Source organism: Rhodococcus sp. 05-340-2 (assembly GCF_002258915.1).
GTDB lineage: Bacteria > Actinomycetota > Actinomycetes > Mycobacteriales > Mycobacteriaceae > Rhodococcoides.
Genome location: NZ_NOYU01000010.1, coordinates 326,799 through 352,459, shown reverse-complemented (window position 1 = coordinate 352,459; position 25,661 = coordinate 326,799). Strand labels below are relative to the sequence as shown.

Annotated in this window: 9 protein-coding genes and 1 pseudogene; 7 read left to right on the top strand and 3 right to left on the bottom strand. The window is 66.1% G+C overall.

Features of this window, described 5'->3' with window-relative positions; translation table 11 throughout:
- The first annotated feature begins 11 nt into the window (after nt 1-11).
- The 4 genes and pseudogenes from CH271_RS05920 to CH271_RS05910 all read left to right on the top strand — a co-directional run bounded on the left by CH271_RS05920 (nt 12) and on the right by CH271_RS05910 (nt 20,215).
- Nucleotides 12-9,593 (top strand): non-ribosomal peptide synthetase, encoded by a 9,582-nt coding sequence (locus CH271_RS05920; protein ID WP_094632992.1) that lies wholly within the window; start codon nt 12-14, stop codon nt 9,591-9,593.
- Nucleotides 9,586-12,690 (top strand): annotated as a pseudogene (locus CH271_RS29695) (non-ribosomal peptide synthetase); the annotation flags it as partial. The gene CH271_RS05920 and the pseudogene CH271_RS29695, both read left to right, overlap by 8 nt.
- A 60-nt stretch (nt 12,691-12,750) precedes the next feature.
- Entirely contained in the window at nt 12,751-19,044 is a 6,294-nt protein-coding gene (locus CH271_RS05915) for an amino acid adenylation domain-containing protein (RefSeq protein ID WP_441347149.1), read from the top strand.
- Between the two features lie 49 nt (nt 19,045-19,093).
- On the top strand, nt 19,094-20,215 hold the full coding sequence (locus CH271_RS05910; RefSeq protein ID WP_179274805.1) for an ABC transporter substrate-binding protein: 1,122 nt from the start codon (nt 19,094-19,096) through the stop codon (nt 20,213-20,215).
- Nucleotides 20,216-20,287: 72 nt separating this feature from the next.
- On the opposite strand, the gene CH271_RS05905 is transcribed toward CH271_RS05910, so the two are convergent.
- Nucleotides 20,288-20,704 carry an HIT family protein gene (locus tag CH271_RS05905; protein ID WP_037194529.1) on the bottom strand — a complete coding sequence of 139 codons (417 nt, stop codon included), beginning with the start codon at nt 20,702-20,704 and terminating at the stop codon, nt 20,288-20,290.
- A 68-nt stretch (nt 20,705-20,772) separates the two neighbouring features.
- Between CH271_RS05905 and CH271_RS05900 the strand changes: the two genes are divergently transcribed.
- A complete protein-coding gene (locus tag CH271_RS05900; protein ID WP_094632989.1) occupies nt 20,773-21,567 on the top strand; it encodes an HAD-IIA family hydrolase in 795 nt (264 codons plus the stop codon).
- On the opposite strand, the gene purB is transcribed toward CH271_RS05900, so the two are convergent.
- Nucleotides 21,564-22,982: an adenylosuccinate lyase gene (purB, locus tag CH271_RS05895; RefSeq protein WP_037194525.1), complete on the bottom strand. Its 1,419-nt coding sequence runs from the start codon at nt 22,980-22,982 to the stop codon at nt 21,564-21,566. The genes CH271_RS05900 and purB overlap by 4 nt on opposite strands.
- Nucleotides 22,983-23,120: 138 nt before the next feature.
- On the opposite strand from purB, the gene CH271_RS05890 reads away from it, so the two are divergent.
- The gene (locus CH271_RS05890) at nt 23,121-23,771 is read left to right on the top strand and encodes a DsbA family oxidoreductase (protein ID WP_094632988.1); all 651 of its coding nucleotides are present in this window, start codon (nt 23,121-23,123) and stop codon (nt 23,769-23,771) included.
- 107 nt (nt 23,772-23,878) lie between these two features.
- Here the strand turns inward: CH271_RS05890 and CH271_RS05885 are convergent, their stop codons facing one another.
- The gene (locus CH271_RS05885; RefSeq protein ID WP_052048002.1) at nt 23,879-24,517 is read right to left on the bottom strand and encodes a TetR/AcrR family transcriptional regulator; all 639 of its coding nucleotides are present in this window, start codon (nt 24,515-24,517) and stop codon (nt 23,879-23,881) included.
- 67 nt (nt 24,518-24,584) lie between these two features.
- Here CH271_RS05885 and CH271_RS05880 point away from each other — a divergent pair, with 67 nt between their 5' ends.
- On the top strand, nt 24,585-25,598 hold the full coding sequence (locus tag CH271_RS05880; RefSeq protein WP_256986286.1) for a GntG family PLP-dependent aldolase: 1,014 nt from the start codon (nt 24,585-24,587) through the stop codon (nt 25,596-25,598).
- Nucleotides 25,599-25,661: the final 63 nt, after the last annotated feature.

Genomic DNA, 25,661 nt, shown 5'->3' with positions numbered 1-25,661 from the left:
GAGCACACCGAATGCACAGCGCCCGTGGAGAATCGCTGGACCTGACGTCGTCGCAGCTGGACGTGTGGACGGCCCAGCAGCTGCGCCCGGACAGCGCGGAGTTCAACATCGGTTGGGTCGTGGACCTGATGGAGATGTCCGACGCCGATGCGGCGCGATTGGTGCACAGCATCGACACGGTGCTCCGCGCGGCCGACAACCTGCACGTGCTGTTCACCGACGACGGGTCGCAGGTTCGTCGGATTTCCACACCGCCGACGGTGAATGTCCAACGCGTCGAATGTGATCCGGCCGCCGCCGACGAGGCGATCCGATCCGACCTCGACACGGTCAGATCGCTCGACGGCCCATTGTTCACGCACACGGTGTTCGATCTGGGCGACGGCCACCTGCGCTGGTATCAGGGCTACCACCACATCGTCGTCGACGCGTATGCGGTGCGCGCACTCACGCGCGCGGTCGCGGACGTGTGGAACGGCGGTAAGACTCCGACGTGGTCGTCGAGGATGCTCCTGGACGAGGAACTGGAGTACCGCGGTAGCGACCACGCGCGCATCGATTCCGAGGAGATCGCACGTCGAGCCGATCGCGTCGAGAACGCCGTGGCCCTGGCGGACAAGGCAGATCCGACGGAAACAGGGTGTTCCACCTTGGATTTCGCACAGTCGGACATCGATCTACCCGCCGACGCGCGCACACTGACCGCGGCGGTCCTGATGTACGTGTACCGAGTGTCGGGCCGCAGAACCGTCACTGTGTCGACGGCTCTGCACACACGGTCCAACTCGGTCCGGCGAGAGCAGCTGGGAATGCTCTCCCGTACCCATCCGATGCGCGTGACGATCGAGCCGTCCGACCGGCTGTCCGACGTCGAAGCAGGGCTCATCCCCGAACTCGACACGTTACGCGCTCATGGTCGAGCGGCAGGCTCGCCCACCCACTGCGCGAGCATCAACATGATGGTCTGGAAGAGTCCGATCTCGTTCGGTGATCAGCAGATTCGGATGCGTGGAGTCCGCCTGGGCCCGGTGGACGACATCGACTTCGCCGTCGAGAGCGAGCCGGGTCTCGGCACCGTGATCGACGTACGGGGTCCGCGAGCCGCGGCGCGAGTACACCGTGATCGGCTCCGGTCGTTCCTGCGCACCTTTCGGTCCGACACTCCCGTGTCGGCACCGAACATTCTGTCCGACACCGAATACGAGTCTGTCGTGCACTCGTTCAACGACACGGCGGAGCCGACGCAGGAGCGCACGGTGCCCGCCGTGTTTCGCGAATCCGCGAGTCTGCACTCCGAGTCGGTCGCGGTGGTGGACGGCCCCCGCCGTATCACCTACGCCGAACTGCAACGACGGGTCGACGAGTTGGCGACCGAATTGTCCGCCCGTGGACTGACATCGGAACAGACGGTCGGTATCGGCATCGCCCGCTCCGCCGAGACCGTCGTCGCGGCCCTCGCGGTGATGACAGCGGGCGGAGCCTTCGTACCGGTGGATCCGTCGTGGCCCCTGGCCAGGCGCCAGGATGTGGCCGCGCAGGCCCGAATCGGCCTCCTGTGCATCCGGTTCGACAGCGATGCGCTCGACTCCGTCGCATCGGTGCCCGTCGATCTCGAGAACTGGGTGCACGCGCACCACGCACACACGATGCCCGAGGCGGACATCCACGGATCTTCGTTGGCGTACGTCATGTTCACGTCGGGATCGACTGGAAAGCCCAAGGGCGCGATGATCCGCCACGACGCAATCTGCGCTCGGATGGACTGGCAGATGAATCGACTGCTGAACTTCCGGAGCGACGACGCTGCCCTGTTCAAAGCACCACTGTCCTTCGACATCTCGGTCAACGAATTCTTGCTTCCGCTCGTCAGCGGTGGACGGGTGGTCATCGCAGGCCCAGGTGACGAACGCGATCCGGACAGATTGCTCGACCTGATCGCGAACGAGCGCGTGACGTTCGTGTACCTCGTGTCGTCGATGCTCGACGTCTTGCTCGACATCGACGCCTCCGCCACCGGAGACCGTGCGGGGCGGCTGACTGGACTGCGGCACGTCTGGTGCGGCGGTGAGGTGCTCACGCCCTCACTGTTCGCGCGCTTCAGAGCGCAACTGGACACCACCCTGTACCACGGGTACGGGCCCGCTGAAGCGACGATCGGCGTCTCGCACGTCGTGTATTCCGACACCGCCGACCGGATCGCGACATCCATCGGTGCACCGAACCCCAACACTGCGCTGTACGTGCTGGGCGAGGACCTTCGCCCGCTTCCGATCGGCACCGACGGCGAATTGTACGCAGCGGGTTACCTTCTGGGCCGCGGCTACGTTCACGCCCCAGCGTCGACCGCGTCCCGCTTCGTCGCGAACCCGTTCTGCGACAACGGCAGCCGTCTCTACCGCACCGGCGACAGGGCACGCTGGACGCCGGAGGGCACTCTCGAGTTCGCGGGCCGCGTCGACAACCAGGTCAAGATCCGCGGGATGAGACTCGAGCTGGAGGACGTCGAGTCGGTTCTCGCCGGTCATCCGGACGTGCGCCACTGTGCGGTCACGGTGCGCACCACGCCCGCGGGTTCGGCCTACCTTGCTGCATACGTGGTCCCCGTCGCCGGAGCCGAAACCGACGCGCAGCGAATTCGATCCTGGGCCGCGGACAATCTGCCCGAATACATGGTTCCGAGTGGAGTTCTCGTTCTGGAGTCATTCCCTCTGACTGCGAACGGAAAGCTCGATCGTCGTGCGCTCGGGGAACCGGAACTCGCCGGAAGCGAGGACTACCGCGCTCCGTCCACCCCGCGTGAAGCGACGGTGTGCAGTGCGTTCGCCGATGTGCTCGGTCGGGATCGGGTGGGTGCCGACGACGACTTCTTCTCCCACGGCGGCGACTCGCTTCTCGCGGTGCGCCTCGGCCAGTCGCTGGCACGACGCACCGGTCAGAGCGTCCCCATCAGTGCCGTGTTCGATCACCGGACCCCGTCAGCGCTGGCTCGTTGGCTCGTCGATGCGGCACCGGCGACCGTGCCGCTCACAACCGGAGGCGATGTGTCCGAACCGGTTCTGTCGGACGCACAACGCAGAATGCTGGCCCTGCATCAGTGGGCACCGCACAGCGCGTCGTACACGGTTCCTGTCGAGTGGCAGTTCGACGGCCCGATCGACAGCACGGCACTCGGTGCGGCTCTGCTCGACGTGGTGAATCGACACGCGATACTCAGAACCGTCTACCCCGATCACGAACGGCCGGTCGTACTCGACACGGTGGATTCCGTGCTCGACGTCACCGAGGTGTCCCCGGCACCCGAGTCGATCGTGTTCGACGTGACCGAGGAGCCACCCGTCCGAGCCTGGTGGAACCGGACGAACAACCGCCTCACCGTCGCGTTCCATCACATCGCCACCGACGACCGATCCGAATCCGTCTTCCGCTCCGATCTCGCAGCCGCATACGCCGCGAGAGCGAACGGCGTAGACCCCGAGCTACCTACGCTCGCAGTGCAATACGACGACTTCGCCTCCTGGTCGCGCGACGTGCTCGGGACGTCCGACGACCCCACGTCCACGGCGTCGCGCATGCTCGCGCACTGGAAGCGGACCTTGGCCGAGCCCCCGGTGTCGCCGCTGGCACGAACCGAAGCGGTGGGTGACGCCGGCGAGACGCTTCACTTCGCACTCTCGTCCGCAGACGCGGATGCTCTCCGCCGTGCTGCAGCCGACGCAGGAGTGAGCCTGTTCATGATGTGCCACGCGGCCACCGCACTTGCGGTGTCCGCCATGACCGGTGCCACCGACATCCTGGTGGCTGCTCCCGTGTCGCTACGCACCGATTCCGCGCTCGACGCCTCGATCGGATGTTTCCTCAACACGCTGATATTGCGAACCCGGATGGTCGGAGACGAGACTCTCGATCGATTCCTGCACGGCGTCCGATCCGCGGATCTCTCCGCCTTCGATCACCAGGCACTCGCGTACGAGGACGTCGTCTCGCAGTGCGGACTCTCGGACACCACGGTCCCGTCGGTCATGACGGTCCTCCTCTCCGACACCGGCGAGGACACCCGCCTGCAGCTGGGCACACAGGCCGGTCGCCGGGAGGCACCGAGCACCGCGACCGCCAAGTTCCCGATCACGTTCACCGTCGACGATCGCGGATCGTCGATGGCGTACTCGGTCGAATATGCAACCGCCGTACTGGACGCGGACCTCGCAGAACAGTACGCGCGCAGCTTCTCCCACGCTCTTCGCACACTTGCGGACGATCTGTCGGTCCCGGTGTCGAGACGCACCCTCACCGACCCCTCCGTCACCGGTCTCGTGGCGGACACCTGGGCACACGGTGAACCCGCACCGATGACTGAATCCGTTCTGCCCCAGCTCGTTTCCGACACCATCCGCACACACCCCGATCGCGTTGCGGTGGTGCACCGTGATCGCACGGTCGATTTCGCGCAACTCGACCGCGATGCCGATGCACTCGCAGGCGCGCTCCTCGACGCAGGTGTCGGACCGGACGACGTGGTGGGGGTTCATGTGCCGCGCTCGTACGAGCTGGTGCTGTCACTGGTGGCCGTGCACCGCGCGGGCGCTGCATATCTTCCGCTCGACTCGGGGTTGCCCGAGGAGCGGCTGAGATACATTGCTGCGGACGCCGATCCACGCGTCGTCCTCAGCACCGAATTCGCCCTTCCGTTCACCGACATCGCCGTCCTCGATCCGTCGAACATCTCCGTCACCGGCACCCGGCCGGTACCTGCACCGCTGCGACCGGACAACACGGCCTACGTCATCTACACCTCCGGTTCCACCGGAAAACCGAAGGGCACCGCGGTGTCTCATCGCGCGGCGATGAACAGACTGGAGTGGATGCGCGATCGATACGACGTCGGAATCGACGACCGCATTCTGCAGAAGACGCCTGCCGGTTTCGACGTGTCGGTGTGGGAGTTCTTCCTGCCCTTGATCACCGGCGCGACGCTGGTCGTCGCCGATCCCGACGGTCACACCGATCCCGAGTATCTTCATCGCCTCATCGACGATGCCGGGGTCACCATCGCCCATTTCGTTCCGTCGATGCTCACCGAGTATCTCGCCGGTACTCCCCTCGACAACGCGCCCAACCCCGCACTTCGCCTGCTCGTGTGCAGCGGAGAAGCTCTGCCGCGCAGCACTGCCCGCCGGGCTCTCGACGCACTGCCGCACGTCAGGTTGGACAACCTCTACGGCCCCACCGAAGCTGCTGTCGACGTCACGGCGCACCGGGTACGCCGTGACGACGAGGCCGCGTCGGTGCCGATCGGAGCGCCGGTGAGAAACACCAGCACGTACGTTCTCGATCACGCGCTGCGACCGGTTCCACCCGGCGCACCCGGCGATCTCTACCTCGGTGGAGTACAGCTGGCACGTGGCTACACCGGTGCGCCTGCCCTGACCGCCGGGCGATTCGTCGCCGACCCGCACTCCGAAGACGGGCGCAGGCTGTATCGCACAGGCGACCGCGCCCTCTGGTCGGCCACAGGTGAATTGGTGTACCTCGGACGTGACGACGACCAGGTCAAGTTGAACGGCATGCGGGTCGAACTCGGCGAGATCGTGGACGCGTTGGTGACCGTGCCCGGGATCGACAATGCTGCCGTGCTGGTCCGTGACGGCTCGCTGATCGCGTACGTGGTCACGAGTGCGGGTGCCGATCTCTCCGACGGCGACGTCGTCCGATCGTTGTCCACCAGGCTTCCGCGACACATGATTCCAGCCACCTGTGTGCGTCTCGATTCGCTTCCGACGACGGCGAACGGAAAGCTCGACCGGCGTGCGTTACCCGACCCGGTTCGGGTCGAGGCCGCCGACGAGCCTGCACGAACCGAGACCGAGAGGGCGGTGGCGGCGGCGTTCGCCGACGCACTGGGCATCCACAGCGTCGGTCGCACCACCGACTTCCTGGCTGCAGGCGGTCACTCGATGGGTGCCATCGCCGTGCTCGGCCGTATCCGCCGAGAACTGGGTGTTCGGATTCCTCTGGGCGGGTTCATGTCCGAGCCGACCGTGCACGCCGTGGCCCGGTTGTGTGAGTCCTCGTCGCCGTGCGACATCCGGACGACCGAGAACGACGCCCGGCGTGATCGATCGGCGCTCACACCGGGCCAGTTCCGCATGTGGATGGACTGGAACGTCCGTGGCACCGGAGCGACCTACAACGTTCCACTCGTGTGGCGCAGATCCGAGTCCGTCGACACCGAGGCGCTCGGTGCGGCGCTGCGAGACGTGGTCGAGCGGCACGAGATTCTCAGGACGGTGTATCCGAGTCCGTCCGGAGAGCCCACTGCGAGGATCGTGCCGGTACCCGAGACCATCATGGTCTCCACCGAGGAGAGCGTCACCGATGTCGTGCGGACGGCGTTCGACCTCGGTACCGACATCCCGATCCGCGCATTCACCACCGCTGAGCACTTCGTGATCGTGGTGCACCACATCGCATTCGACGAGTGGTCACGTGATGTGCTGCTCGACGACCTGACGTTCGCGTACTCGGCGCGCTCGGCGGGACGCCGTCCCTTATGGCAATCCGACGCCACCCAGTACGCAGACGTCGAAGAACCCGTCGACATCGATTCCGGACTCGACTCGTGGATGCAGGTACTGAACGGGGCACCCGAATCGACCGAACTACCCCTCGATCGGCCCAGACGAGCCCGCCGAACCGATACCCGAACGGCGGGCAGCGCGCAGCGGAACCTGCCTCGGGGCGCAGTTGCGGGCCTGAAGTCCGTTGCCATACGGACCGGTACGACGATGCCGATGCTCACCTCGGCCGTGGTTGCAGTGACTCTCGCCGGCAGTGGGGCAGGTGACGACGTCTGCATCGGTCTGCCGGTATCCACCCGCTCCGGCGCTCCGGACACCATCGGCTACTTCCTCAACACCGTCGTCCTCCGCGTCGACCTGTCCGGATCGCCGAGCCTTCGGACCGTCGTCGACCGTGTGCGCGGCGCAACGCTGAACGCATACGACCTCGCTCATGTGCCGTTCGAGCGCGTGGTCGCCGCATCCGGCTCCGAGTCACTGTTCGACGTGATGGTGGTGCACCAGGTGCCACCGCGGAGGTCTTCCGAACTGACGCTGGGAGATTCGGCACTGAAACCGGAGGCCGTGTCGACGCACACCGCCAAATTCGACGTGCTCGTGGAGTTCGCCGAGAGCGTCGACGGCCTTGCCGTGACGATCGACTACGCCACAGATGTGTTCGACGACGACACTGCCCTCGCTCTGCTGGAACGGCTGGTGAACAATGCCACCGCTCTGGCAACCGATCAGGCGGTCTCGATCGCCGAGTTGGGCGGTCCCTCGACCGCCGAAGCAGACGCCGTCGCGCAATGGAACGACACCTCGTTCCCGACCGACGACGCCACTCTGATCGATCTGCTCGACGGCGGTGCAGCACACCGGCCGGACGCGGTGGCAGTTCGGTTCGCCGGGAGCGACCTGACATTCCGTGAACTGACCGATCGCAGTGAGGCTCTCGCGCGTCGACTGTCCGAGTTCGGAGCGCGGCCCGGCTCGGTGGTCGCCGTCGCCGTTCCCCGATCGCTCGAACTGTTGGTCTCGATCATGGCCGTGATCCGTTCCGGGGCGGCATATCTGCCTCTGGACACGAGCTACCCCGAGGATCGGCTTCGCTTCACCGTCGAGGATGCTCGGCCGATAGCGATCGTGGGACGACCCGGCGACGTCGAGTTCGCAGACGGCACCACACCGGTGGTGGATCCGCTCGATTCCTCGACCGCGATGCCGTCGACGACGCTTGTTCGCCCGGCACCCGACGATGCCGCCTACGTCATCTACACCTCGGGGTCGACGGGGCGCCCGAAAGGCGTTGTCAACACACATCGGGCCATCGTCGGCCACCTTCGATGGATGCAGGACGAGTACCGGCTCGGCCACGACGACGTAGTTCTGCAGAAGACTCCCGCGGGCTTCGACGTGTCGGTGTGGGAATTCTTCCTCGCTGCGACCGTCGGTGCATCGACCGTGCTGGCCGAGCCCGATGGGCATCGTGACCCGCAGTACATCGGCCGGGTGATCCGAGAAGAAGCGGTGACCACCATCCACTTCGTCCCGCCCATGCTCGACGCGTTTCTCTCTGCCACCGATGCGTCCGCCTGCACCTCGCTTCGTCGGATCATCTGCAGCGGAGAAGCATTGCTCCCGGATCTGGCGCGTCGCGCTCGGGAAGCTCTTCCCGGCGTACGACTGGACAACCTGTACGGCCCGACGGAGGCCGCGATCGACGTGACCGCGTACACCGTCGCCGACGTGGACCCCCGGTCCTCGGTCCCGATCGGAACGCCGTTGCACAACACAGGTATTCGCATTCTGGACTCCCACCTTCGGCCGGTTCCTCTCGGCGTGGCGGGAGATCTGTACATCGCCGGGATACAACTCGCGCAGGGATATCACCGTCGCCCGTCCCTCACCGCATCGCGATTCGTCGCCGACCCACACGGGTCGCCGGGAGATCGCCTCTACCGCACGGGTGACATCGCCCGGTGGCGGCGCAACGGGGACATCGAATTTCTCGGGCGAGCCGACGACCAGATCAAGATTCGCGGCCAGCGGGTGGAGCTCGGCGAGGTTGCCGCCGCCATCACCGACGAATGCCCCGACATCGAGTCCGCGGTAGCCGTGGTGCGCGACGGTTCGATCGTCGCGTACGTGGTAGCTCGCGTATCCGGCTCTCTGCCTGTCGATATCGACGATCGACTCCGGCAACGTCTGCCCGAGCACATGGTTCCGGCAGCGATCGTCCCGCTCGGTGCGATACCCGTCACCGTCAACGGCAAGCTCGACCGCCGCGCGCTTCCGGAGCCGGCCGTCGAAGCTCGTGATCATCGCGCACCCGATACCGATGCCGAACGCGCACTGCTGCACATTGCCGAGAACGATCTGGGCCTGCGTGTCGGCCTCGACGACGACTTCTTCCGATCGGGCGGAGACAGCATCAGCGCGGTTCTGCTCGCCGCCAAAGCAACTCGAACGGGTCTGACGTTCACCGTCCGCGATGTGTTCGAACTCCGCACCTTGGCCGACATCGCCCGGCGCAGTGCTGCATCCGCGCAGTACCGCTCCCCCGCACGCACAACGACGGCAGCGCCGGGTACCCCGGTGCCACTGCCCACCGGGGTACGCGCAGCGAAGAACGCCGGGATCGTCGAACACGTGCACACCGTCAGCACGCCCGTTGCCCGCCCGCTGTCCGCCGACGACCTCGTCGAGATCGAACGGTCGCTTCGGGAACGCAACGAAGGGCTGCGGTTGGCGATCGACACACGTCGAAAGACGTTGTGGCGCGCCCGTATCGTGCCGCCGGACGGACCATCGGCCGAACCTCTCGACACGTCCTCGGGACGGGGATACCGCATCGACTCGGTGGCCTCGTCCGACGGCCCACACGTCGAGGTGACGGTCCACGCACTGATCGGCGACGACACCACAGCGCGCGACCTCGCCGCGGCCGTGGCGGCTGTTGCCGCCGGCCGGTCGCCCGAGGACATCCGCTCGCACCACCGCCCGACCTCCGACGAAGGAGCTCAACTCCGTGCATGACACCACCTACGCAGCTCGTTCGGTCGGCACGACACTGTCCGCCGCACAAACGGACATGTGGATTGCGCACCAGGCCGACCCGACCAGCGCCGCATTCAACATCGGCTTCGAGATCTCCTTCCCCTCGGACCTCGACGTCGACAGACTGCTCACGTCCATCGATTCGGTCCTCGACCGATACCGAGGCGGACGGTCCCGCTTCACCACCGATCACGACGGCAGGCCCGTCCGCATCTCGTCCGACGCTCGAATTGTCACCACGCTGGTCGACGGACGTGGACAGGATGCAGTAGCGACGACGGCGGTCCTCGCCGCGAAGGATCTGAGCACCCCGCTCGATCTCGAATTCGATCAGCTGATGAGCTCGGTACTGGTGTCGAGCGACAACGGTCACGTGTGGTATTTCCGCGCACACCACATCGTTCTCGACGCTGCGGGTGCGGTGCTGCTCGCGACCGCTGTCACCGACACGTACGTCCACGGCGACACGGACCGCAGCCCCTGGCTCGCCGACAGTGCGGTGGCCGAGGATGTTTCGTACCGGGAGTCCGAGCAGTTCCTGTGCGACCGCGAGTTCTGGCGCACGCGGCTCGCAGCGGCCGCACCTCCGATCACGTTGCTACCGATGCCTGCAGCCCCCACCGGGTCGGTGTACGAGAGAAGGACGGACCTGTCCGCCGACCTGGTCGGTGCGCTGGGCGGCCTCGCCGAATCCGCTGGGGTACGGCCGGCGCACGTCTATCTCGCCGTCTACGCGGCGTTCGTGCACCGCTGGTCGGGAGAACGAGACGTGACCCTGACGTTGCCCACCGCTGCACGGACCACGGACCTGTTGCGCTCCGAACCGTGCACCGTCTCGACGACTCATCCGTTGACGGTGCGTATCGAGCCGCTCGACAGCGTCGCCGACGTCGCAAGAAAGATCAGGAGTTCGCTGGCCGAATCGCATCCCCACCGCCGCTACCGCGGCGAGGACATGATCCGCGATCGCGCGCTCGGACAGCGGAGCACAGCCGGACGCTCGTTCGGTCCTGGCGCGAACATCATTGTCGGGGAGGTCGATTCGCACGGTATCGGCTGGTCGGGACAGGCACTGAGCGTAGGGCCGTTCAACGACCTCGAGTTCGTTCTGACCTGCATCGGGCCGTCCGCGCCCGTCACGGTTCAGATGCGAGGGGACCGCGCCAGTGCCTCCGATATCGACACGCGCTTCGACGCACTGGCCGTTCTGCTGGCCGCGATCGGCACCGCACCCGATCGGCCGATCAGCGAACTGACGTTGGTCGACGAACCGACCGGATCACGGATCGTCCACGCCTTCAACGACACCGACTCCGTGATCGACCGCACCCCGGTACCCGACATGTTCGCCGAGCGCGCGCGTGATCGTCCCGGCAGCATCGCCATCGTCGACGGTACGCGCCACATCACCTACGAGCGTGCCGCCACGATGGTCGCGCAGCTGGCGTCCACGCTCGTCGCGAACGGCCTTCGCGCCGAGGACGTCGTGGCCCTGAGCATGCCGCGCTCGGCGGAAATGGTGATCTCTCTGCTGGCCGTCCTGCGGGCAGGCGGCGCGTTCGTACCGTTGGACCCGTCCTGGCCACGGGACCGACGAGAACGAGTACTCACCGATTCCGGCACGCGAGTCGTTCTCTCGCATCCTGATTCGGCGCACCTCGACGATTCCTCCGTCGTGCCGAACGAGACGGTCGTGAACCTCGACGACTGGCAGTTCGATCACCCGGCGGTCCGCTGCGAATTCGAGACCATCTCGGCCGATCGGCTGGCCTACGTCATCTTCACGTCGGGATCCACCGGCCGACCCAAGGGTGCCATGATTCGACACGGTGCGATCTCCGAGCGCCTGAACTGGCAGCGGACGGACATCCTCGGTTTCGGCGCGGACGACGCCGCACTGTTCAAGGCACCGTTGGCATTCGACATCTCGATCAACGAGATCCTGCTGCCGCTGGTGTGCGGTGGCCGCGTCGTCGTCGCGAAGGACGGCGGCGAGCGGGACCCGTTCTATCTCCTCGACACCATCGCCCGCGAACGCGTGACGTTCGTCTACCTGGTGTCGTCGATGCTCGAGTCACTGCTGCACCTCGACACCGACAACGCCCTGTCCGGGTTGCGGCACGTCTGGTGCGGCGGAGAGGTTCTCACCCCTGACCTGTTCTCCCGCTTTCGGGATCGACTGGACACGACCCTCTACCACGGGTACGGGCCGGCCGAGGCGACCATCGGTGTCTCCCATGTGATCTACCACGACGCGGACGACCGAATCGCCACATCCATCGGTCGGCCGAACCCCAACACGCAACTCTACGTTCTCGATTCACGACTTCGCCCGGTCCCGATCGGATGCGGCGGCGAACTCTACGCAGCAGGGTCGCTGCTCGGACGCGGATACCGCAACGCGTCGGCGCTGACCGCGGCACGATTCGTGGGCAACCCGTTCGCAGCCGACGGCTCGGCGATGTACCGGACCGGCGACCTCGCGCGGTGGCGGTCGGACGGCTCACTCGACTTCCTCGGTCGGGCCGACAACCAGGTCAAGATTCGCGGCATGCGGTTGGAATTGGAAGACATCGAATCGGCACTGTCCGACCACCCCTCGGTGCGCTACGCCGCGGTCACCGTCCTGCACCGAGAGTCGGGAGACGTGCTGAGTGCGTACGCGATCCCGACGGATCGCGACGGCATCGATCGCGAACAGCTGCAGACGGTCCTGACGTCGTGGTTGCAGAGCAAGCTCCCCGAGTACATGGTCCCCACGTACATGACCATCCTCGACGACGTCCCCGTCACCGCGAACGGCAAGCTCGACCGCAGAGCGCTCCCGGAACCGACAGCGAACCCCGCGGGTCGCGACGCTCCTCGCACCGAGATCGAGAAGCGTCTGTGCCGGGTCTTCGCGGCGGTGCTGTCCGTGCCGAACATCGGTGTTTCCGACGACTTCTTCTCTCTCGGCGGTCATTCGCTGATGGCGCTACGCCTGGCGGTTGCACTGCACGCCGAGTTCGGTGTCCGCGTCGGTTTGCCCGTGTTGTTCGATCATCGAACGGTCGCCTCACTCGGCGCAGCAATCGATTTCACTGCAGGTGCTCAGGTCGGCAGGCCAGGTGACCATTCGGACGCCGACGGGGCACCCGTGTCGTTCGGGCAGGAACAACTACTGTTCCTGGAGAGCCTGTCCGGCCCGTCCACGGCGTATCTGCTCACGCTCGATCTCGAACCGGACGAGCCTCTCGACCCCGTCGCCCTGCACCGAGCCGGCGTGGAACTCGTTGCGCAACATCCCATTCTGCGCACGGTGTATCCGGCCGGTTCGGGCGACTGGACCCAACACGTTCTGTCGGTCGACGAGGCAGCCGACATGTTCCGCGTCGAACCGACAGTCACGGTGCCGACACCCATCGATCTGCAGTCCGAGCTGCCGATTCGGCTGTCCTGCGACGCGACCCGATTACGCATCACGCTGCACCACATCGCGTGCGATCAGGAGTCGGTGAAGATTCTGGTCGACGAGCTCGCCGCGGCGTACGGGCGCTCTCTCGGCAACGCCGCAGACCCACTGCCGTCGACGACGCACACCGCCGCGACGTACGCGCAGTTCGCGCGGTGGCAGCGTGAGACCGCAACCGATCGGTCCGACCTCGACTTCTGGGTCGAGCGGCTCGGCCACGTTCCGCCGGTCACTGCGCTCCCGCGCGACTTCGAGCGCAGGGCCGACGCCGGCGGCACCGGAGAACTGGTGACCGTCCCGTTGTCCGACGAACTGTCGGACGCCATCGATCGATCCACGAGCGAAAATGCGGTCACCCCACTCGTACTGCTGCACACTGCTGTCGCAATGGTGTTGCGAGCCAGAGGTTCCGGTGACATCGTCCCGATCGGCACCGCGGTGGACAGTCGCAATGATGCGCAGTTGGCAAGCACGGTGGGCTTTTTCGTCAATACGGTCGTCCTCTCGGCGTCGGTCGACGACGCACTGACGTTCACCGAGTTGGTCGATCGAGTGCGCTCGAGCGATCTGGAGGCGTACGACCACCGCGACGTGCCGTTCGAGGCAGTCGTCGCGACCCTCGACCCGCCGCGGATACCGGGTGTCAACCCGTTGTTCCAAGTCATGATCGCGGACGTCGACGATCGCCCGATCCGTCCGAACTTCGGAGACGTCGGCACCCGTTCGGCTTTCGGGGGCGGATCGCTGGCGGCGAAGTTCGACCTGACGTTCGGAATCGGGTTCACCGCCGACGGCCGACGCTCGCTCACCCTCGTGTACGACCGCGACCTCTTCACCGAGACGACCGCGCGGACGCTGCTCTCCGGGGTCCATGCCGTCCTCGTGCAGGGCACTCGTCATCCGCGACTCGTGGTGGCCGAGATCGCTGTACCGACCACCCCGGGATCGTCCGGCACCGCCCGGCTCGCACCGGCGCAGCTGAGGATGCTCGATGCCGGAATCTCGGACGACGCCTGTGTCGAATGGACGGTGCCGGGCGGGTCGCCGGCCACCGCCTACCGTCTGATGGCGGAATTCGACGCTCTGCGGATGACCCTCGTTCGCGACGGCGACGGTGGGCGGCACATCGCGATCGCCTCGGTGGACGATGCCATCGCACGCCCGCTCGATGGGACCGTCGACGTCGGCTCGAGACCGGTCACCGCAACCGAATCCGAGTCCGGCACCGTACTACGCGCCCATCCGTTGTTCGTCGATGGCGAGTCGTGGCCACCCGTCGCGGTGGACTCGACGCTCGATTTCGCGGACTACCTGCGCGAGTTGGATTCTCGTGCGACGGATCTCGGGATCGTCGAGCATGCAGAAGCCTGGCTGGACTTCGGCGACGACGTGCTGGCAACCACCGTCACCGAGTTCGCGGCCGGAGAACCTGGAACGGCCGATGCAGACGTGTGGGACACCGCGGATGCGCTGGACACCGCGGATGCGCTCGATACCGACCGCACCCGCGCTGCCGCCCTGATCGCCTTGGCGCGCACTCTCACCGATCTCGGTGCCGGCGAGGCGTGGCTGGTCGAGATCGACGAACCCGACCGGGATGGACACGCTCGTACGATCGGGCATCTGCGCAGAAGATATCCGTTCTCTCTGAGTTCGGCGGATGCTCAGAGGAGCATCGACGAATTCCTGAATGCGCACAGGGACGATCCGGACCCGTCGACCTACGACGTGGCCGCATACACGAGCGAACACACGGTCGGTGTGTTCGAGGAGATGCCACGAGCAACCGTCGTTCTCGTCATCGGCCGATCTCCACAGTTCACGGAGATGCGCAGCTCTGCACCGACGTTCGCGTTGACGACGGGCTCGTCGATCCGCGCTCGTGTGACGGCGGCAGACCGGGCTCTCGGCGGCCTACCGGTAGCGGATGCCGCTCGAACCTGGGCCCGACACTTGCGGACCGCGCTCACCGATGCGCGGCGCAACGGGGATTCGGCGGACCTCGTTCCACTGCTGTCGGACGTGGATGCGGCTCGGTTGCGGCGGAGTTTCGGAGCGGTGCGGCACGTGTGGCCGCTCTCGCCCCTCCAGACCGGCCTGTTGTTTCACCTGCTCGCCGGGAGCGAGGGCGAGGCGGACGTCTACGTCTCGCAGACCGTGGTCGAGCTGTCGGGACACATCGATCGAGACCGCCTCGCCGCGGCAGCAAGGGCATCGATCGACAAATTCCCCAACGTTGCAGTGGGTTTCGCCGAGATCGGTGATCGCGCGGTGCAGGTGGTTCCGGAGACGTTCGATGTTCCGTGGACGTACCGCACCGGCAGTGATGTCGACGGGTTCGCCCGCCAACAGGCGTCGATACCGTTCGACGCCTCGAACCCGCCGCTTCTTCGCTTCGGTCTTCTGTCCGACGGACCGACCCATCATCATCTCGTCTTCACGGCGGAGCACATTCTGCTCGACGGGTGGTCGATCTGGCGATTCCTGATGTCCGTCCTCGACAGCTACACCGACGAGGAGGTCGAACGCAGCAGATCCACAGCATCTTTCGGCACTTACCTGGCGTGGCTCTCTCGACAGGACCTGCCCGCCGCCGAGAGAGAATGGCAGAGATATCTCGGAGGGATAGACGAGCCCACCCTCGTCGCTCCGCGCCGCCGATCGCTCGGTGCGACGTCGTCGTCGAACTCTCGGGACCTACGCGTGACCGTGGATCCCGTGGTGTCCCAGGGTCTGCTCGAGGTCGCTGCCACCGCGGGCGTCACCCTCTCGACGGTGTTCGAGGCGGCGTGGGGAATGACACTGCGTCGCATTCTGGGCACCGACGACGTGCTCTTCGGATCGGTGGTGTCGGGACGCCCACCCGAGATCGACGGAATCGACACCACGATCGGGTTGCTGTTCAACACTCTTCCCACACGATTCACCTCGAACCCGTCGCACACGGTGACCGAGATGCTGCAGAAAGCCCAGCAGGACAAGCTACTTCATCTGACGCACCCGTACGTCACCCTGTCGGCGCTGCTGCAGATGTCGGGACACCGCGCACTGTTCGACACACTGTTCGTCTTCCAGAACACCCCGGTGATCTCACCGGAAACACCGTTCGGTCCGCCGGGCAGCCGGGTGCGCGTCGAGAACGTGACGCTGCGCGACGCGACGCACTACCCGCTGTCGATAGTCGTCGACCCGGACGCCGGGTCCACCTCGGCCCCGACTGCCGGGCTGCGGGTGATGTTCCAGGAGGACGTCGTCGACGAAGCGACGGTACGCGAGTGGATCGACACCTTCACCCGGACGCTCGACGCGATCACGAAGAACGTCGACGGTCTCGTCGCACGCTGCGACCCACTCACCGACGCGCAACGCGACCTGCTGGTGCACCGTTTCAACGACACGGCGCGTGCTGTCCCGGAGTTGTCCGTCTACGACCTTCTGCTGCGCCAGGCCGAGAGTTCTGCATCGTTTCCCGCGGTTCGTGCAGGCGACACCGTTCTGACCTATGCAGAGCTGGTCGAGCGAGCGAACCGAACCGCCCGGGTCCTGCTGTCGCTCGGAGCGGGGCCGGACCGTCGGGTCGCGTTGTTGCTCCCCCGATCCGAGGACATGGTGGTCGCGTTGTTCGCGGTGTTCGCGGCACACAGTGCGTACGTGCCGATCGACCCCGAACACCCGCAGGACCGGATCGGTCACATGCTCGCGGTGTCCGAACCCGCGGTGATCCTGACGGATTCGTCTCTCGTCGATCGGCTTCCCGAGCATCTTCGGACTGCGCCGAGCACGGTGCTGCTGGATCTGTCGCGTGAGGCGATCGACGACGCATCCGGCGCGGCCGTGACCGACGACGATCGCGGCGCACACACCGATCTCGACCAACTCGCCTACGTCATCTTCACGTCCGGCTCCACCGGGCGCCCCAAGGGTGTGGCCGTGCCGTACCGAGGTCTGACGAACATGTTCTACAACCACGAGGCCGCCATCTTCGAGCCGGTTCTTCTCCGTCAGGGCGGCCGACGGATCAGGATTGCGCACACCACGTCGTTCTCGTTCGACGCCTCCTGGGAGCAGCTGCTGTGGCTGCTCGCGGGCCACGAGGTGCACGTGATCGACGAGGATCTGCGACGCGACCCGGAACAACTGCTCGAGTACTACGACGAGCACCGGATCGATGCATTCGACGTGACGCCCACGTACGGAGAGCATCTCGTCGATCAAGGACTGCTGGACCGCGAGCGTTGCCGGGATTCGGCATCCGGGTCGGTCGATTCCGGAGCGACGGGCGTGGTGTTCGTCTCGCTCGGCGGGGAGGCCGTCGGAGACGGGCTGTGGGATGCGTTGCGCTCCGCCCGCGGTGTGGACGGCTACAACCTCTACGGGCCGACCGAATACACGATCAACGCACTCGGTGCCGATGTCGCCGACACCGCGCGGCCGAGCCTCGGGCGACCGATCGCGAACACCGCGGCGTACGTACTCGATTCCACACTGTCACCGGCACCCATCGGCGCTGTCGGCGAATTGTATTTGGCCGGAGCGGGATTGGCACGGGGATACTTCGCGATGCCGTCCATGACCTCGGACCGTTTCGTCGCCTGCCCGTTCGGTGCACCTGGTGCACGGATGTACCGGACCGGTGACCTGACGAGGCGTCGCCCCGACGGCACACTCGACTACCTCGGGCGAGCCGACGACCAGGTCAAGATTCGCGGTCATCGCATCGAGCCGGCCGAGATCGCGAACGTCTTGACCGCGCAGGATCGTGTCGCTCGCGCCGCGGTCGTCACCGTGACCGGATCGGCCGGAGATCGCGCACTGGCCGCGTACATCGTCCCCGAGAAGGGTGCCGCGATCGACGTTGCGATCGTCAAAGCCGCTCTGCGTCAGCAGCTTCCCGCGTACATGGTTCCGTCCGCCATCACGGTGGTCGACGATGTACCACTGACCGTCAACGGCAAGTTGGATACCCGTGCACTGCCTGCACCGGAGTGGGATGCCGCGGCGGCAGATTCGGCCGACGCGGAAAACGCACTCGAACAAGCGGTCGCAGACATCTTCGTCGAGATTCTCGGAACCACGCGGGTAGGCCGTGACGACGACTTCTTCGCGCTCGGCGGGCACTCGCTGCTCGTCGTCCGCCTGACGCGTCGACTCGAGTCCGTGCTCGGCCGATCCGTCGGAGTTCGAGACGTCTACGCCCGGCCGACGCCTGCCGCACTCGCCGAAACCGCCGCGTCGGGATCGGAATCCGGAACGATGCTCGATCCGGTGTTGCGGCTGCGCGACGCAGGGCCGAACACAGTGTTCTGCTTCCAGCCCGCAGGTGGCCTGGCGTGGTCGTACATGGGCCTGGTGCGTTTCCTTCCCGCTCCCACTTCGGTAGTGGCACTGCAGGATCCGTACCTGTCCGATGGCGAGATCGAACTCGACACGTTCGACGCCCTGGTCGACGACCAGTACCGCCGAATGCGCGAGGTGTCGCCCTCCGGCCCCTATCATCTGCTCGGGTGGTCGTTCGGCGGCCAGATCGCCCACGAGGTGGCCGCACGGCTCCACGCTGCGGGTGAGACCGTTGCGTCGCTCGTGCTGCTGGATTCGTTCATCGTTCCGTCCGACGCACCGGCGCAGGAGCAGCTGGAGTCCCAGCGCGAGGACATCGCGGCCTACGTACGCAGCGACTCGCTCCTCGGTGCGCTCGACGACACCACCAGAGAGCGACTCGTGTCGGCTCACGTACGCCACCTCCGGTTGACGGCCTCGGCAGACCCCGCACCGTTCGACGGCGACGCCCTCCTCGTGTCCGCCACCGAAGGGCTCGATCCCGACTTCGGTGCGCAACGAGAGACGTTGTGGCGGGAGCGAATCCGCGGTGAACTTCGGGTGGATCCCTATGATCTGCCGCACCTCGCACTCGGGCAGGCACGCGGATGGAATGCCATCGGCCCTGCCGTCGCCCAGTACATCCTCGAGAGGAGTAGATGACCCCCTTCGACACGTTCCACCATCCACTATCGACTACGAAAGCAGACACATGATCGACTCCCGAGCCCACACTTCGAGCAGATTCCGATCCGCACCCCGCGCCCTCACAGGAGGTATCGCGGTTCTCGTGCTCGCCGCTGCCGCTGCGTGCAGCAGTGGCACCGCCGACACCGACGATGCCGGCACCCAGGTCGTCGACCTGAATGCGAACCCGGCCGCGTGCAGCGAGAACGACCGCGTCGACTCAGTCGACCGAGCGTCCGGACCGTTCACGTACACCGACGGCCGCGGACGGACCATTTCGCTCGATTCACAACCGAGCAGAATCATCGCCGACGAGGAATCGGCCGCAGCGCTGATGTCGTACGGAATCAAGCCCATCGCCATCTGGTCGACGACTCCGATGAGCACCAGCCCCATTCTGAGCTGCTCCGATCTCACCGGCATCGAATCGGTCGGCGAGAGCTGGGGCACATTCGATTTCGAGAAAGCCGCCAGCCTCGAACCGGATCTGGTCATCGGTGAGTTCAACCCACGATTCGGCCAATTCGGCAAGCTGACCACCACGGCCGACTCGTCCAAGGCCGACACGATCGATCAGCTCGCTCCGACCCTCGGGGTCACCTTGGACACGACATCGACCGCCAAGACCATCGAGAACTACGCCGGACTCGCGTCCTCGCTCGGCGTCGACCTCGACACCCCGCAACTGGCAGACATCAAGGCCGACTACGACGCTGCCGTCGACAACTTCAAAAAGGTTGCCTCCGAACGCCAGGACCTCACCGGAGTCGGAGTCTGGCCCCTCGATGTCGCGTACGTCCTCGATCCGTCTGCGGATCCGGACTTCAGCGACTACGAAAGCTGGGGCTTGAAGATGTACACCCCTGACGGCACCGACGACGGATACTGGAAGAAGGTGTCCTGGGAGAACGTATCGAGTGTCGATGCCGATGTCGCATTCGTCTACCACGACGTTGCCAACGCAGCTGATGTGAAGCTTGCCGACATTCCGAGCCGCTACCCCGGTTTCGACACCATCGCCGCCGTCGACAAGCAACAGATGGTGCTGTGGGACTACGGCGCCAACAAGAGCTACAGCCGCTACACCAACACGATCAACGTCTACGCGGACGCACTGTCCAAGGCACAGAAGGTCACTGCCGAGTAATTCGGCGGACCGTGAGCTACGGGGTCACCGGCAGACATCTGCCGGTGACCCCGTACTTCGTCGAGGCGGCCTCTACAGCGCCGCTGCGATCTCTCCGGCCTGCCGGTCCAGTTCGGCTCGTTGCGGCGACGACGGCCGAGCACGGAGGCCGAAGCCGTCGCCGATCATGCGTGGGATGACGTGCAGGTGCACGTGGAAGATTTCCTGACCGGCCACCGTGCCGTCGGCGAGAAAGAAGTTGACGCCGGCGACACGCGGATTGCTGGCACGCACAGCGGCGGCCACCTTCTGCCCCACCACGAACAGGTGCGCGCCGATCTCCGGCGGCAACTCCGCCAGCGTCCGATACTGCTCCTTGGGCACCACCAACACATGTCCGCTGGTGAGCGGCCTGATGTCCATGAACGCAATCGCTGTCTCGTCCTCGTGGACGCGAGAAGCCTCGGCCGTCCCGGCAATGATCTCGGCGAAAATCGTGTAGGGGTTCACAGCCACCGAGCGTAGGCGCTCGATGCTCTGACGCTGCGGGGCCCGGACCCGGAGACTACTGTTTGCCGATGAGCATCGGCGGGGTTCTCTTCGACATCGACGGCGTCCTGGTGTCGTCGTGGCAGGCGGTGCCAGGGGCAGCGGCCACTCTGAAGTACCTGGACAGCAAGGACATTGCGCGCGCGTTCCTGACCAATACGACGTCGAAGACGCGTGAGCAGATCGCTACGGCACTGCGCGACGTGGGGCTGGACGTGCATTCGGACGAGATCGTCACGGCCGCGTCACTCACCGCCGATCATCTCCGGGAGAACTATCCGGATGCGCGAGTGGTCTTGATCAACAACGGCGAGATCGCAGGCGACATGCCGGGAATCGAGTTCGTCGACGAGACGTCCGAGGATCCCGATGTCGTGGTCGTCGGCGGAGCAGGCCCCGACTTCACCCACGAGCGACTCAGCCGCGTCTACGACTGGCTGTGCCGGGGCATACCCGTCGTCGCGATGCATCGCTCGCTGATGTGGAGCACCGGAGCCGGACTGCGCATCGACACGGGCATGTACCTCGGCGGCATGGAGCAGGCGTCGGGACACACCGCGAAGGCCATCGGCAAGCCGGCTCCGCTGGGATTCCGGACGGCGTCCGAGCGGATGGGTGTCGACCCGGACGACGTCGTCATGGTCGGCGACGACCTCGACAACGACGTCCTCGCCGCCCAGGTCGTCGGCATGACGGGAGTGCTCGTCCGCACCGGGAAGTTCCGTCAGGACGTGCTCGATCGACGCAGCACCGACGAGTTCGCGATGGAACCCGACCACGTGATCGACTCGGTCGCCGACCTGCCCGACGTCCTCGGCGACTAGAGAATCGGCGACGGCGTGTACGACGCTCCGGCCGGGAATTTCGCGATCAGACGCTCCACGGCCGAGACGACCGCAGCGACCTGAGCGTCGGCGGCACCGACGAAGGCCGTCTTGTCCGCCAGCGCCGCGTCGAGAGCGGCGCGATCGAGGGGAAGACGATCGTCGGCGGCCAGGCGGTCGAGCAGGTCCGGTTCGAGGCCTTGCTCACGCATTGCCAGCGCGACGGCGACGGCGTGTTCCTTGATCGCCTCGTGCGCCGTCTCACGTCCGACGCCCGCGCGCACGGCGGCCATCAGCACCTTGGTCGTCGCGAGGAACGGCAGGTATCGGTCGAGTTCCTTGGCGATGACGGCCGGGTAGGCACCGAATTCGTCGAGCACGGTCAGGAAGGTCTCGATGAGTCCGTCGATGGCGAAGAAGGCGTCGGGCAGCGCGACGCGACGCACGACGGAACAGAAGACGTCGCCCTCGTTCCACTGCGCTCCGGCGAGCTCGGCAGCCATCGAGCCGTAGCCGCGGAGTACCACCTGAAGGCCGTTGACGCGCTCGCACGAGCGGGTGTTCATCTTGTGCGGCATCGCCGACGAGCCGACCTGGCCCGCCTGGAAGCCCTCGGTGACGAGTTCGTGGCCGGCCATCAGGCGGACGGTGTGCGCGAACGACGACGGTCCGGCACCGATCTGGACCAGCGCGGAGACGACCTCGTGATCGAGCGAACGGGGATACACCTGGCCGACGCTGGTGAGTGTGTGCCGAAAACCGAGGTGATCGGCCACGATGCGCTCGAGCGCGACGAGCTTGGCGGAGTCGCCGCCGAACAGGTCGAGCATGTCCTGCGAGGTGCCCATCGGGCCCTTGATTCCGCGCAACGGGTAGCGGGCGATCAGTTCCTGCACCCTCGACAGCGCCAACAGCAGCTCGTCAGCGGCAGAGGCGAAACGCTTGCCCAGTGTGGTGGCCTGAGCTGCGACGTTGTGGCTGCGACCGGCCATGACCAGCGAGGAGTACTCGGCGGCGCGCTCGGCCAACCGCTTCGCGACGGCGACGCCGTGCGCGTGAACGTGTTCGAGTGAGCGCAGGATCTGCAGCTGCTCGACGTTCTCGGTGAGGTCGCGACTGGTGAGTCCCTTGTGGATGTGCTCGTGGCCGGCGAGGGCGTTGAACTCCTCGATGCGCGCCTTGACGTCGTGGCGGGTGACGCGCTCACGCTCGGCGATCGACGCGAGATCGACCTGGTCGACGACGGCTTCGTAGTCCGCGATGGCCGCGTTGGGGACGTCGACTCCGAGGGAGGACTGCGCACGCAGCACGGCGATCCACAGTTGACGTTCGAGGGCGATCTTGTGCTCCGGAGACCACAGCTCCACCAGTTCGGGGCTTGCGTAACGGGTGGCCAGGACATTCGGGATGCTCACGAGCGTCCAGCTTACGGGGCGCCGTTGTCGGTCTCGGAAGACGACTGCACTGTTTCGAGAGCGGACTGCACCACCGACCTCCCGCGTGCCGGCCCGCCGCGTGGAATAACCGCGGCGCATTCCGATGTTGCAGCCGCCGTGAGCCGAACAGTGAAGGTCGACATCTGGTCCGATATTGCGTGCCCGTGGTGCTTCGTCGGCAAGCGTCGTTTCGAGGCAGGCGCCGCGGAGTTCACCGCCGGGGGCGGAACTCTGGAGGTGGAGTTCCACTCGTTCGAGCTGGCACCCGACACACCTGTCGACTTCGACGGCAGCGAGGTCGACTTTCTCGTCTCTCACAAAGGAATGCCGGCCGCCCAGGTCACGCAGATGTTGGGGCAGATGACCGAGCTGGCTGCAGGCGAGGGGCTCGCATACGACTTCGACGCCGTGCAGCACACCAACACCGTCAAGGCGCACGAGCTCCTGCACTTCGCCAAGTCGAAGGGCAAGCAGGTCGAGATGAAGGAACGACTCCTGGCGGCCTATTTCGAGGAGGGCCGCCACGTCGGCCGCACCGATGACCTCGCCGACCTGGCCGCGGAGGTCGGCCTCGACCGTGACGAGGTGGTCGAGGCACTGAAGTCCGAGCAGTTCCTGCCGGCAGTGCGCGCGGACAAGGAACAGGCCATCGCCTACGGGATCAGCGGTGTGCCGTTCTTCGTGATCGACGGACGGCTCGGTGTGTCGGGCGCGCAGGCCCCGTCGGTATTCGCCGACGTCCTGCAGAAGGCCGCTGCCGACTCATGAGCGGTCCATTGGAGATGGTCGGCGACGACCACGGCCCCGTCTGCGAGGACGGTGTGTGCGAGGTGCCGCCGATCCGAGACGCAGAGTCCGGCGAGAACGACTAGCAGTCAGTCGGCCGGCACCTGTTCCGCCGGTGCCACTATGTCGATGACGGCCAAGAGCATGCTTCGGGCCATGTGGCGCGGGTCGGGGTCCACTTCGCTGAGCGCTCCGACGACGGCCCCGTCGACCACTGCCACGAGTCGTCTGAGTTGCTCTTCCTGCACGGTTCGGCCCGATCTGCGAAGCACGTCGGTGAGCAGGTCGTCGATCTGGGCGCGCAGCCGCAGTTGCACTTCTCGCAGTTCGGGATGCCGGGCCGAGGCGATGAAGCGTTCGTATCTCGCGATCAGCTGCTCGTGGCCGTCCTGGGGCCCGATGAGCAGGTCGACGATGAGATCGACCGTCGACTCCATTTCGTTCGAGCACTTTCCCTCGTCGTCGATGCGACCGCGCATCACGTCGATCTCGCGAGTCCCGACGACGTCGACCGCCGCGGCTACCAGGTCTCCGAGGGACTCGAAATAGTAGGTGGTCGACGCCAGCGGCAACCCCGCTCGTGCGGCCACCGATCGGTGCCGCACCGCGTCGAATCCGCCCTCGACGAGAAGGTCCGCAGCGGCCGACGCCAATGCCTGGCGGCGGCGCACCCCCTTCGGAGTCGCACCCGACACCTTGTGCTGCGACTCGGTCGGACCTGCGGACATTCAAGTCATCGTGCCAGCTCGAGGCCATTCGTCGGACTGCTTTCGCGCTATGGAATTGTCGTCACTCGTGGCACATCGAACGATCGACCTTCGCTCCGACACCATCACCCGACCCGATTCGGTCATGCGAAAAGCCATGGCCGACGCCGAAGTGGGCGACGACGTCCTCGATCACGATCCGACGATGGCGGCGCTGGAAGAAGCAGTGGCAGGGTTGCTCGGGTTCGAGTCGGCACTGTGGGTGCCGTCGGGCTCGATGGGCAACATCATCGCGCTGATGCTGCATCTGCAACGCGGCGATCGCTTCCTGGCACCCGAGCATGCGCACGTGCTGGGTTCCGAGCTCGGCACCGCCGCATGGCTGGCAGGCGGGATGCCCGACGCCCTCCCCCACGACGGCGGCCCCGGACGCCCCCTCGCGTCGACGGTGCGCGCCAAGGCCGGCGGCGCAGGGCCGTACTTCTCGCTGCGGACCACGCTGCTGTCGCTCGAGAACACCCACAACTTTGCCGGCGGTGCCGTGTTCGGCCCGGACGAATGGTCCGAACTCGTTGCCGCCGCCCGTGACTCGGGTCTGAAGATTCACCTGGACGGTGCGCGACTGTGGAATGCCGCTGTGGCCCTGGATGTTCCGATCGCGTCGTTGACTGCCGGTGCCGACACGGTGCAGGTTTGCCTGAGCAAGGGCCTCGGTGCACCCGTCGGCTCGATGTTGGTCTCGGACTCCGCACGTATCCACGAGGCGCGACGTGTCCGAAAGATGTTGGGCGGCGGCGTCCGTCAGGGTGGAGTGTTGGCCGCCGCCGGGCTCGTCGCATTGGGTCGCATCGGTGACCTGGCCGAGGATCACGCCAACGCGTCCGCACTCGCGTCCGGCCTGCGCGAGCGAGGCTGGGAGTTGGCGGAACCGGAGACGAACATCGTCCTCGCAACGGTTCCCGACCCGGCGACGACGGTCACCGAGCTGGCCGAGCTGGGCATCGCCGCGGTGACCGTCGCGGGCAAGGTGCGCTTCGTGACCCACCGCGACGTCGACGCCGCCGATATCTCCGAGGTACTGGAGCGGCTGCGCCGCACGTGAACGCAACTTCGTAGCCTGCTACGAGGCAGGAGTGGAGCCTGCGGAACGACCCCAAGGCACCTC

Coding starts and splice junctions, on each gene's coding strand:
- CH271_RS05910 (WP_179274805.1), top strand. CDS start 19,094: ATGATCGACTCCCGAGCCCACACTTCGAGCAGATTCCGATCCGCACCC.
- CH271_RS05920 (WP_094632992.1), top strand. CDS start 12: ATGCACAGCGCCCGTGGAGAATCGCTGGACCTGACGTCGTCGCAGCTG.
- CH271_RS05900 (WP_094632989.1), top strand. CDS start 20,773: ATGAGCATCGGCGGGGTTCTCTTCGACATCGACGGCGTCCTGGTGTCG.
- CH271_RS05885 (WP_052048002.1), bottom strand. CDS start 24,517: ATGTCCGCAGGTCCGACCGAGTCGCAGCACAAGGTGTCGGGTGCGACT.